This is a genomic window from Streptomyces sp. NBC_00525 (assembly GCF_036346595.1).
In the GTDB taxonomy this organism is placed as follows: domain Bacteria; phylum Actinomycetota; class Actinomycetes; order Streptomycetales; family Streptomycetaceae; genus Streptomyces.
The window spans coordinates 2,002,651-2,013,484 of sequence record NZ_CP107834.1 but is presented as its reverse complement, the minus strand read 5'-3'; the positions used below and the strand labels follow the sequence as shown (position 1 = coordinate 2,013,484).

Annotated in this window: 9 protein-coding genes; 4 read left to right on the top strand and 5 right to left on the bottom strand. The window is 73.4% G+C overall.

Annotated features, from left to right (window positions below):
• Window positions 1-698 precede the first annotated feature (698 nt).
• Window positions 699-2,549 (bottom strand): glycoside hydrolase family 3 protein, encoded by a 1,851-nt coding sequence (locus tag OG710_RS08910; protein ID WP_330238830.1) that lies wholly within the window; start codon window positions 2,547-2,549, stop codon window positions 699-701.
• A 180-nt stretch (window positions 2,550-2,729) separates the two neighbouring features.
• Window positions 2,730-3,650 carry a LysR family transcriptional regulator gene (locus OG710_RS08905; protein ID WP_330238829.1) on the bottom strand — a complete coding sequence of 307 codons (921 nt, stop codon included), beginning with the start codon at window positions 3,648-3,650 and terminating at the stop codon, window positions 2,730-2,732.
• 102 nt (window positions 3,651-3,752) lie between these two features.
• Between OG710_RS08905 and OG710_RS08900 the strand changes: the two genes are divergently transcribed.
• Entirely contained in the window at window positions 3,753-4,709 is a 957-nt protein-coding gene (locus OG710_RS08900) for an EamA family transporter (protein WP_330238828.1), read from the top strand.
• Window positions 4,710-4,728: 19 nt separating this feature from the next.
• On the opposite strand, the gene OG710_RS08895 is transcribed toward OG710_RS08900, so the two are convergent.
• Window positions 4,729-5,517, bottom strand: coding sequence for a sugar phosphate isomerase/epimerase family protein (locus OG710_RS08895; RefSeq protein ID WP_330238827.1), 789 nt, complete (start codon window positions 5,515-5,517; stop codon window positions 4,729-4,731).
• A 77-nt stretch (window positions 5,518-5,594) separates the two neighbouring features.
• Window positions 5,595-6,659 carry a LacI family DNA-binding transcriptional regulator gene (locus OG710_RS08890; protein ID WP_330238826.1) on the bottom strand — a complete coding sequence of 355 codons (1,065 nt, stop codon included), beginning with the start codon at window positions 6,657-6,659 and terminating at the stop codon, window positions 5,595-5,597.
• A 118-nt stretch (window positions 6,660-6,777) separates the two neighbouring features.
• On the opposite strand from OG710_RS08890, the gene OG710_RS08885 reads away from it, so the two are divergent.
• Genes OG710_RS08885 through OG710_RS08875 form a run of 3 tightly spaced genes read left to right on the top strand, consistent with a single transcriptional unit; the run spans window position 6,778 to window position 9,939 of the window.
• Window positions 6,778-7,929 carry a Gfo/Idh/MocA family protein gene (locus OG710_RS08885; protein ID WP_111331449.1) on the top strand — a complete coding sequence of 384 codons (1,152 nt, stop codon included), beginning with the start codon at window positions 6,778-6,780 and terminating at the stop codon, window positions 7,927-7,929.
• Between the two features lie 40 nt (window positions 7,930-7,969).
• On the top strand, window positions 7,970-9,115 hold the full coding sequence (locus OG710_RS08880) for a dihydrodipicolinate synthase family protein (RefSeq protein ID WP_330238825.1): 1,146 nt from the start codon (window positions 7,970-7,972) through the stop codon (window positions 9,113-9,115).
• The gene (locus OG710_RS08875) at window positions 9,112-9,939 is read left to right on the top strand and encodes a sugar phosphate isomerase/epimerase family protein (protein WP_330238824.1); all 828 of its coding nucleotides are present in this window, start codon (window positions 9,112-9,114) and stop codon (window positions 9,937-9,939) included. The genes OG710_RS08880 and OG710_RS08875 overlap by 4 nt, the downstream gene beginning before the upstream one ends.
• 82 nt (window positions 9,940-10,021) lie before the next feature.
• On the opposite strand, the gene OG710_RS08870 is transcribed toward OG710_RS08875, so the two are convergent.
• The gene (locus tag OG710_RS08870) at window positions 10,022-10,834 is read right to left on the bottom strand and encodes a hypothetical protein (RefSeq protein ID WP_330238823.1); all 813 of its coding nucleotides are present in this window, start codon (window positions 10,832-10,834) and stop codon (window positions 10,022-10,024) included.

Below are 10,834 nucleotides of genomic sequence, written 5' to 3'. Positions count from 1 at the left end.
TCCGTGTCGGATGCGCCGGCGAACTCCCCGGCATTGTGTGGGTGAACCGGCGTGGTGCCCGGAATTCAGTGAATTCCGGGCACCACGTACTGCGTCAGTTCTGGGCCGCGATGCACATCGGCGGCCAGTAGGCGCTGGCGCTCGTGGTGAGCTTCACGCCACCGGTCTTGCGCACGACGATCTTCTTCATGGGAATCCCCCCTTTTCGATGGAATGATCTTTCGGTGCCGGCCTGCGGACTGCGAATTGCATTCAGTCCTGGGCCTTGGGCTCGTCAGTTATAGCACCGGCTCCCCGTTTGTTGCCAGGACGTGAAAGTCCCCGTGCGGCCGGTGGGATTTCTTTCGGCCGAGGTGCGGACTACGGGTTTGACGCGGCCACGACCATTCCACCTGCTGTTCGAACGGTCGTCCGGCGCACGGGGCCGGGCAGGGCGCGGGCCCGCCACCCCAGGAAGCGGAACGCCTCTTCCCAGGGGTGGCGGGCCCGAAGCCCGAGGTCACGGGCCGCCGAAAGCGGAATCCGGCGGCCCGCCCGGGTGCCGCGCGCCCCGCCGGCGCCCCCGCCGGCGTGCGCACCCCGCGTCCGGTGCTCATGGCCGGAACTCGTCATCGGGGCCCCGTACAACCGGGACGCCGACCCCGAACTGTGGAGGGGGTGTGAACGCGCGGCGAACGTTCGACCCCTAGTGGCGCCTCCTAGTACGTCAGCCCGTAGCCCACCGGATACAGCACCTTCGACGGGTCGTCGGCCCGCTGCACCGGCACCGGGAGCTTCCCCTCGGGCCGGACCCGGCCCGCGATCACCCGGGCCGCCGCGCGCAGCTCCACATCGGTCCAGGAGTACGCGGCCAGGTGCGCCGCGTGCCCGGTCCCCGCCAGCTGGGCGATGTCGTACGGATTGCGGATGGCGAGGGTGATCACCGGGATGCCGGTCGCGGCCAGCGCGCTCACCAGCGTCCGCTGCGAACTGGTCGCCGAGACGTTGTACGTTCCCACCACCACCGCGTCCTTGCCCGCGGCCGCCGCCACCGCCGCGTCGATGGCGGCCCGGCTCGGCGCGGTCCCGGTGGACAGCGCGGTCGCGGTGAAGCCCAGCTCGGTGAACGCCTCGGCCAGCGTCGTGGTCGGCGGCCCCGTGGTGCCCGAGGGGGACGCCGGGTCGGCGCCGACCACCAGCAGGTTGCGGTGCGAGCGGCGCGACAGCGGCAGCAGCCGGCCCTCGTCGGCGAGCAGGGTCGTCGTGCGCTCGGCGATCCGGTCGGCGGCGGCCAGGTGCGCGTGGGTGCCCACCGTGCGGTCCACGCCGCGCGCGGTGACGTAGGGCCGGTCGAACAGCCCCAGCTTCGCCTTGAGGCGCAGGATGCGCAGGATCGATTCGTCGAGCCGGGCCTCGGTGATCTCGCCGCTCTTGACGGCCGCCAGCAGCGCGTTCCACGAGACGTCCAGGCTCGGCGGGTTGAGGAGCTGGTCCACACCGGCTCGGACCGCGAGGACCGGCACGCGTTCGTCCCCGTACTTCGTGCGCACGCCCTGCATGCCCAGCGAGTCGGTGACCACCACACCGTCGTAGCCCAGCTCCTCGCGCAGGATGCCGGTGAGGATCGGCGCGGAGAGCGTGGCCGGGTCCTCGGACGGGTCGAGCGCGGGCACCACGATGTGCGCGGTCATGATGGAGTCGATGCCCGCCGCGACGGCCGCCCGGAACGGCGGCGCGTCCAGCTCGGCCCACTGCTCGCGGGTGTGCCCGATGACCGGCAGCCCGGTGTGGCTGTCGGTGCTGGTGTCGCCGTGGCCGGGGAAGTGCTTGGCGGTGGCGGCGATTCCGGCGCTCTGATACCCCTTCACCTGGGCGGCGACCAGACCCGCCACGGACTGCGGGTCCGAGCCGAAGGAGCGGACGCCGATCACCGGGTTGGCCGGGTTCACGTTGACGTCGGCGTCCGGCGCGTAGTTCTGCCGGATGCCGATGGCGGCCAGTTCGGCGCCCGCGATCCGCCCGGCCCGGCGGGCGTCGGAGCGCGAACCGCCGGCGCCCAGCGCCATCGCGCCGGGCATCAGCGTGGCCGGTTCGCCGACGCGGCAGACGATGCCGTGCTCCTGGTCGGTGGAGATCAGCAGCGGCAGCGGGGTCGGACCCGCCAGGCCCGCGCGCTGGATGCCGTTGGACAGCTCGGCGATCTGGTGCGGATCACGGGTGTTGTGCGCCCAGGCGAAGTAGATGATGCCGCCCACGTGGTACTTGGCGATCATCTCGGCCGCCGTACGCACCCCGATCTCGGCGAGGTTGGCATCGATGTCGGCCTGGTCCGGGTCGGTGGCCGAGTGCCCGTAGACCCGCATGACGAAGAGCTGGCCGACCTTCTCCTCCAGGCTCATCCGGGAGATGAGCCGCTTCAGCCGCCGGGTCGTGGCGGCGGAGGTGTGGCTGCTGTGCGCGGCGCCGGGGGAGGCGAGGGCGCCGGGGGCGGTGGCCATGCCCGCGGCCGCGGCGACGGCGGTGGCTGCGGTGGCGGTGAGAAGGGTCCGTCTGGAGGTGCGGTGGGGCACGTGAGCTCCTTCGGCCGTACTCGGTGACGAGGGGGTGGTGAAAGAAACTGCCAAGAAGCACGGATATCCAGAAAATAACTTCCGGTCAAGGGTGCGGGCGGTTCTGCGCGCGTCCCTCCTGTTCGTTGCCGCGCCCTGCCGCCCGTCGCCGCTCGTCGCCACTTCTCGGGAGTGCCGCGGCTACGTCTCGTCCGGCCGCAGCCCCGCGCCCGCCCCGTGCGCCCGGAGCGCCGCCACCGCCGCCGTGATCGCGGGCCGCCGCGCGGCGCCCGTACGCCACAGCGCGTACAGCCGGCGCACCGGCACCGGGTCCATCCGCACCGCCACCACGCCCTGCGGCAGCGGGCCGCGCCCCAGCCGGGGGATCATCGCCACCCCCAGCCCCGCGGCCAGCAGGGCGAGTTGGGTGTGGTTCTCCTCCGCGCGGTGCCGGATGTCCGGCTCGTACCCCGCCGCGCGCAGCGTCCGTACGAGCCAGTCGTGGCAGACCGTGCCCGGCGGCTGGCAGATCCACCGCTCCCGGGCCAGCTCCTCGCGCCGCACCCCGTCCCGGCCCGCCAGCCGGTGCCCCGCCGGGACCAGCAGATCGCACAGGTCGTCCCCGATCACCGCCTGCGCCACGCCCTCCGGCGCCGGCAGCGGGGCGATGTCCCAGTCGTGCGCCACGGCCAGATCGATCACGCCCTTGGCCACCAGGTCCACCGACAGATGCGGATCGACCTCGGTCAGCCGCACGTCCAGGTCCGGGTGGGCCCGCTCCAGATCCGCCAGCACACCGGGCAGCAGCCCGCGCGCCGCCGAGGCGAACGCGGCCACCGAGAGCCGCCCGGTCGGCAGCCCCCTGCGCTCCTCCAGCGAGGTCTCCGCGCTCTCCATGATCGTCAGCAACTGTTCGGCGGCGGACACCAGATGGACCGCCTCGTCGGTCAGGGCCACGCCCCGCCCGCGCCGTTCGAGCAGGGTGGTGCGGGTCTCCCGCTCCAGCTTGGTGATCTGCTGCGAGACGGCCGACGCGGTGTAGCCGAGGGCCGCCGCCGCGCCCGCGACCGAGCCGTGGACGGAGACCGCGTGCAGGGCGCGCAGCCGGGCGAGATCGAGCATCCGGGACCTCCCGAGCGGGCCATGAGTCATTAGCGTTGCTCAATTCCACCATGAAGAAACGCGCGCTGGTGCTACATGGTCGGGCCGGGTGATCCTCGCTGCATGCGTCCCCTGCACATCGCCCTGGCCGCCCTGGTGGCAGCCGTCTGGGGTGTCAACTTCGTCGTCATCGAGCTGGGTCTCGGCCACTTCCCGCCGCTCCTGTTCTCCGCCCTGCGCTTCCTGGCCGCCGCGCTGCCCGCCGTCTTTCTCGTCGGCCGGCCCAAGGTCGCCTGGAAGTGGATCGTGGGGGTCGGGCTGGTGCTGGGGGTCGCCAAGTTCGGGCTGCTGTTCATCGGGATGGACCGGGGGATGGGCGCCGGGCTCTCCTCGCTCGTCCTTCAGGTCCAGGCCGTGTTCACCGCCCTCTTCGCGGCGGCGGCGCTCGGCGAACGGCCGGGCGGGGTGCGGCTCCTGGGCATGGCGGTGGCGCTGGCCGGCATCGGGGTCGCAGCCGTCGACGAGGGGGCGAGCGGGCCCGTCCTCGCATTCGTCCTGGTCGTCGCGGCGGCGGCCTGCTGGGGCGTGTCCAATGTGCTGACCCGGAAGGCGGCCCCGCCGGACGCCCTCAACTTCATGGTCTGGGTCTCGACCGTGCCCGTACTGCCGCTGCTCGGGCTCTCGCTGCTCTTCGAGGGCTGGGACCGCGACCGCGCGGCGCTGGCCGGGCTCGACTGGAGCGGCGCCGGGATCATCGTCTACGTAGCCTGGATCACCACCGTGTTCGGCTTCGGCGCCTGGGGCTTCCTGCTCAGCCGCTACCAGGCGTCCTCAGTCGCCCCGTTCACCCTGCTGGTGCCGGTCTTCGGGATGTCCTCGGCCGCGCTGTTCCTGGACGAGTCGGTGAGCGCGCTGCGGTGGTGTGCGGCGGCACTGCTGGTCGGCGGGGTCGCGCTCACGTCTCTCGCGGGAACGCGCCGGACGCGCGGAACGGCGGTACGGGAGCCGGGGCCCGCGCCCGCCGAGGAGACGGAACCCGAGCCCGCCGAGAAGCCGGCGGAGGAGCCCGCCCCCGCCTGACCCGGACCGCTGCCCCGGCCTACTGCTTGGGCGCCCCCAGCCGCAGCAGATGCTCGCGCCCCGCGCCCAGCAGCCCCGGCAGCTCCGTCGCCTCCGGGTACCAGCGCTTCTCGTACTCCCAGCAGACCCAGCCGTCCGGGTCCAGCGCGTCCAGGCAGTCCCGCAGCGGCAGCACCCCCGCACCCGGCACCAGCGGCGTGGTGTCCGCCGCCGATGCGATGTCCTTCACCTGTACGTAGCCCAGGTGCGGGGCCAGCACCGCGTGACTGGCCACCGGCTCCTCGCCCGCCAGCCAGGTGTGCATGACGTCCCACAGCGCACCGACGCTGCCGTGCCCCACCGCACCGGCCACTCGGGCCACGTCGGCCCCGGCCCGGTGCGAGTCGTGGGTCTCCAGCAGGATGCGTACGCCCAGATCGGCGGCGTACGGGGCGGCGGCGCCCAGCCGGCGCGCGGCGATCGCGTCCGCCGCCTCCGGGTCCTGATCACCGCCGCCGGGGAACACCCGGACGTACGGCGCGCCGAGGTCGCCGGCCAGCCGGGTCAGCGCGGCCAGCTCCTCCAGGACCGGCCCGTCGTCGCCCTCGGCGGCGACCTTCGCGTACCCGGCGATCCCCAGGACCTCGACCCCGGCGCGCTCGAACACGGCGCGGGCGGCGGCCCGTTCGGAGGCGCCGAGCCCCAGGTGCACCGGCTCCTCCGGGTGGGCACGCAGCTCCACCCCCTGGTAGCCGTGCCCGGTGGCCAGCCGGACCACCTCGGGCAGGGGCAGTCCCGGCACCCCGAGGGTGGAGAAAGCGAGCTTCACGTCCGTGGTCCTTCCGTCGTTCGCCGCCGCAGGTCAGCGGGCGGGTGCCCCCTCGCGTACCCCGTCCCGCGCGGGACTCACGTGCGGGGCGGGGCCGTCGAGCCGCGCACCATCAGCTCGGCCGGGATCAGCGCGATGCCGCCCGGCGGCGGCTCCTCCTTGCCCATGGCCAGCCGGCCCGCCCGCGCCCCCGCCTCGAACAGCGGCAGCCGTACGGTCGTCAGCGCCGGGACCACGTCCACCGAGAACGGCAGGTCGTCGAAGCCGGCCACCGAGATGTCCTCCGGGATGCGCAGCCCCCGGTCCCGGATCGCCGCCGCCGCGCCGAGCGCCACCGTGTCGTTGGCGGCGACGACGGCGGTGATCCCCGGTTCGCGGCGCAGCAGTTCGACGGTGGCGTCGTAGCCGGAGCCCCGGTCGTACGAGCCGTGCACGGTCAGCCGGTCCTCGTCGCCGGCCGCGCCCGCCGACCGCATCGCCTCGCGGTGCCCGGCCAGCCGGTGGCGGGTCGTGGTGCGTTCCAGCGGGCCGGCGACATAGCCGATGCTGCGGTGCCCCAGCGAGAGCAGATGCCGGGTCAGGCGCGCGGCCCCGCCCTGGTTGTCGAAGGCGAGCGCGGCCACCACGGAGGCTCCGTCCGGCAGCGGCGGCCGCCCGCACAGCACGACGCGGGTGCCCGCCTCGGCGAGCTTCGTCAGCTTCGCGGCCATCGCCGACTGGTGCTCGGGGTCCTCCACCGCGCCCCCGGTGAGGACGACGGCGGCGGCGCGCTGGCGCTGGAGCAGGGTGAGATAGGTCAGCTCGCGGGCGGGGGAGCCGCCGGTGTTGCAGACGACCGCCAGCTTCTCGCCGCCCGCCCGCCCGGAGCCGTCGCCCGGCCCGCCGATCTCGGTCTGCGCGGCGCCCGCCATGATCCCGAAGAACGGGTCCGCGATGTCGTTGACGAGGACCCCGACCAGGTCGGACGTGGCGGCGGCCAGGGCGCTGGCCTGCCCGTTCAGCACGTAGTCCAGCTCGTCCACCGCGCGCAGCACCCGCTCCCGGGTGGCGGCCGCCACCGGGTAGTTGCCGTTCAGCACACGGGACACGGTGGCCGGGGACACCCGGGCGCGGGCCGCCACGTCCGCCAGGGTGACTGTCATCGCATTCCTCCGGGGCCTGAAACCAATCGGGGCGCCCCCTCTTGTCCGGGCCGCAGTCCGCAGGCTAGCGTCATCTCGCATAGAAAGCGCTTGCTACGGCCGTACGGAGGGAACTTTCGTGACACGCAGGACAGTGCGCATCGCCATGAACGGCGTCACGGGACGCATGGGATACCGGCAGCACCTGGTGCGCTCGATCCTCGCGATCCGCGAGCAGGGCGGCCTCGACCTCGGTGACGGCGACGTGCTGTGGCCCGAACCGGTCCTCGTCGGCCGCCGCGCCCACGCGCTGGAGGAACTCGCCGAGCGCCACGGCCTCACCGAGTGGTCCACCGACCTCGACGCGGTCCTCGCGGACGACACCGTGGACATCTACTTCGACGCCCAGGTCACCCGGGCACGGGTGGAGGCGATCAAGAAGGCCGTCGCCGCCGGCAAGCACATCTACACCGAGAAGCCGACCGCCACGGACGTGCGGGGCGCCCTCGACCTGGCCCGGCTGGCCCAGGAGGCCGGCGTCAAGCACGGCGTCGTCCAGGACAAGATCTTCCTGCCGGGCCTGCTGAAGCTGAAGCGCCTCATCGACGGCGGCTTCTTCGGCGAGATCCTCTCCGTGCGCGGCGAGTTCGGCTACTGGGTCTTCGAGGGTGACTGGCAGGAGGCCCAGCGCCCCTCCTGGAACTACCGCGCGGAGGACGGCGGCGGCATCGTCGTGGACATGTTCCCGCACTGGGAGTACGTGCTCCACGAGCTGTTCGGCCGGGTCACCACCGTGCAGGCCCACGTCCAGACCCACATCCCCGAGCGCCGCGACGAGCACGGCAAGCCCTACGCCGCGACCGCCGACGACGCCGCCTACGGCATCTTCCAGCTGGAGGGCGGCGCCGTCGCCCAGATCAACTCCTCCTGGACGGTCCGGGTCAACCGCGACGAACTGGTCGAGTTCCAGGTGGACGGCACCCACGGCTCCGCCGTCGCCGGTCTGCGCAACTGCCGCGTCCAGCACCGCTCGGCCACCCCGAAGCCGGTCTGGAACCCGGACCTGCCCGTCACCGAGCCGTTCCGCGACCAGTGGCAGGAGGTCCCGGACAACGCGGTCTTCGACAACGGCTTCAAGGCCCAGTGGGAGCTGTTCCTGCGTCACATCGTGCTGGACGAGCCCTACACCTGGGACCTGATGGCGGGCGCGCGCGGTGTGCAGCTCGCGGAGCTCGGCCTGAAGTCCCACGCCGAGGGCCGCCGCCTGGACGTCCCCGAGCTGTCGCTGTGACCCGCCGCCACCCCTCCCACGGACCAACGGAGCCGTCACCGTGACCCTTCACCTCCCGCAGGGCCCCTACGAGCCCCGCGCCACCCCGCTCGACCTCGCCCCGGCCGGGGCGCCGCTCGCCTCCCGTACGGTCTTCTCCGCGGCGCACGTCGTCGCCGACCCGTACGCCGACGTCACCCCTGACTCGCCCGCCGCCGTCGACTGGGACGCCACCCTCGCCTTCCGCCGCCACCTCTGGTCGCACGGGCTGGGCGTCGCCGAGGCCATGGACACCGCGCAGCGCGGCATGGGCCTGGACTGGGCGGGCGCCGAGGAGCTGATCCGCCGCTCGGCCGCCGAGGCGAAGTCGGTCGGCGGCCGCATCGCCTGCGGCGTCGGCACCGACCAGCTGCCGCCCGGTCCGGCCACGCTCGCCGAGGTGCGGGCCGCGTACGAGGAACAGCTCGCCGTCGTCGAGGAGAGCGGCGCCCAGGCCGTCCTCATGGCCTCCCGCGCCCTGGCCGCCGCCGCGAAGGGCCCCCAGGACTACCTGGACACGTACGCCCACCTGCTGCGCCAGGCCACCGAACCGGTCGTCCTGCACTGGCTGGGCCCGATGTTCGACCCGGCGCTCGAAGGCTACTGGGGCTCCACCGACCTGGACCTGGCCACCGACACCTTCCTCCAGGTCATCGGGGAGCACCCGGACAAGGTCGACGGCATCAAGATGTCGCTGCTCGACGCGGACCGCGAGATCGACGTGCGCCGCCGGCTGCCGGGCGGGGTGCGGTGCTACACCGGCGACGACTTCAACTACCCGGAGCTGATCGCCGGCGACGACCGGGGCTTCAGCCACGCGCTGCTCGGCATCTTCGACCCGCTGGGCCCGCTGGCCGCGCACGCGGTACGGGTGCTCGACACGGGTGACACCCAGGGCTTCCGCGCACTCCTCGATCCGACCGTCGAGCTGTCCCGGCACCTCTTCCGGGCGCCGACCCGCTACTACAAGACCGGTGTGGTGTTCCTGGCCTGGCTGGCCGGCCACCAGGACCACTTCACGATGGTGGGCGGCCTGCAGTCGGCCCGTTCGGTGCCGCACCTGGCGAAGGCGTACGAACTCGCGGACCGGCTCGGCCTGTTCCCGGACCCGGAGCTGGCGGAGTCCCGGATGCGCGCGTTCCTTACCGTCAACGGAGGCACCCGATGAGCGACGGCCGGCTCTCCCTCAACCAGGAGACCATCAAGCAGTGGTCGCTCCCCGAGCTGGCCGCGGGCTGCGCGAAGGCGGGTGTCGACAAGGTCGGCCTGTGGCGGGCCCCGGTGCAGGCGTACGGCGTGGAGGCGACCGCCCGGTTGCTGTCCGATCACGGCCTGTCCGTCACCAGCCTGTGCCGGGGCGGCTTCCTCACCGCGGCGGACCCGGCGGGGCGGACCCGCGCCCTGGACGACAACCGGGCCGCGCTCGACGAGGCGGCGGGCCTGGCGACGGACACCCTGGTCCTCGTCTCGGGCGGCCTGCCGGAGGGCAGCCGCGACCTGTACGGCGCCCGCGAGCGCATCGCGGACGCCCTGGCCGAGCTGGTCCCGTACGCGGCGGAGCGCGGGGTGCGGCTCGCCATCGAGCCGCTGCACCCGATGTTCGCCGCCGACCGCTGCGTCGTCTCGACGCTCTCCCAGGCGCTGGACCTCGCGGAGCGCTTCCCGGCCGAGCACGTCGGCGTCGTCGTGGACACGTACCACCTCTGGTGGGACGACCAGGCGCCCGCCCAGATCGCGCGGGCCGGCGCGGGCGGCCGCATCCACTCCTTCCAGCTCGCGGACTGGATCACCCCGCTCCCGGCGGGCGTCCTGCTGGGCCGCGGCCAACTCGGCGACGGCAGCGTGGACTTCCGGTTCTTCCGCCGCGCGGTGGAGGAGGCGGGCTTCGACGGCCCGATCGAGGTGGAGATCTTCAACGAGGCCCTGTGGGCGCGCAACGGCGCGGAGGTCCTCGCGGAGGTGGCGGCCCGCTACACCGAGCACGCCTGCTGAACGATGCCTCCGCTCCCCGGGGCCCGGCTGTGCGGTCCGGACGCCGGGGAGCGGGCTGCGCCTGCCGTGCCTGTCGGGGCGCCTACTGGGGCGGCGCCTCGATGGTGACCGGCTGCCCGAGGTCGTAGAAGTGCTGCGAGTACGTGCGCGACTTCCCGGCCGTGTTCGACGTGTTCTGGACGCCCACCGGCGTACCGTCGTCGTCCAGCCACACGATGTACTCGACCACTTCGGAGCCGTCGTGGTCGAAGTGCTCGGCGTTGGTGATGCGCCACGCCTGCACGTCCTTGCCGTTCTCCAGGGAGATCAGCGCCTTCTCGGTGTCGACCTTCCAGGTCGAGAATGAGCCGATGACGTCCGCGATGCCCTGCGGGTCGGAGACCGTCCGGTACTTCCTCCCCAGCTCGGCGTCGACCGCCTCCTTGGAGTCGCTCTTCTCCCAGGCCCCGTCGGACTTGATCCACTCCTCGCCGCCGATCGAGACGTACGAGTTCGCGGCCTTCTTGCCGTCCGCCCCGTCGACGTCCCCCGCGAGCGCCGGATCGTCCCCGACCCGGAACCGCGTGATGCCCGACCGGTCACCGACGAGCAGGCTCTCCGTACCCGTCCCGTACGCGGCGAACGCGGCGGACACACAGGCCGCCAGGTCCTTCCCGGCGAGCGTCGCCTCCGACGCGAGCCCGAGGCTCTCGCACGCGGCGGGCTCGGTGTACGGGGCGGGCGCGGCCTCGCTCGTCGCCGGTGCGGCGGAGGAGGCGGGGGAGGACGCGGCCGGCGAGGAGGCCGCGGGTTGCGCCGCGTCCGTGTCCGGATCGTCGGAGGAGCAGCCGGTGAGGAGGGCGGCCCCGGCCGCGGTGAGGGCGAGGGCCGGTACGAGGAGCTTCGATCTACCCAT

What these genes read in the sequence shown, in the direction of transcription:
- OG710_RS08905 (WP_330238829.1), bottom strand. Translation starts at nt 3,650, where the DNA reads ATGCTCGATCTCGCCCGGCTGCGCGCCCTGCACGCGGTCTCCGTCCAC.
- OG710_RS08870 (WP_330238823.1), bottom strand. Translation starts at nt 10,834, where the DNA reads ATGGGTAGATCGAAGCTCCTCGTACCGGCCCTCGCCCTCACCGCGGCC.
- OG710_RS08900 (WP_330238828.1), top strand. Translation starts at nt 3,753, where the DNA reads ATGCGTCCCCTGCACATCGCCCTGGCCGCCCTGGTGGCAGCCGTCTGG.
- OG710_RS08875 (WP_330238824.1), top strand. Translation starts at nt 9,112, where the DNA reads ATGAGCGACGGCCGGCTCTCCCTCAACCAGGAGACCATCAAGCAGTGG.
- OG710_RS08890 (WP_330238826.1), bottom strand. Translation starts at nt 6,659, where the DNA reads ATGACAGTCACCCTGGCGGACGTGGCGGCCCGCGCCCGGGTGTCCCCG.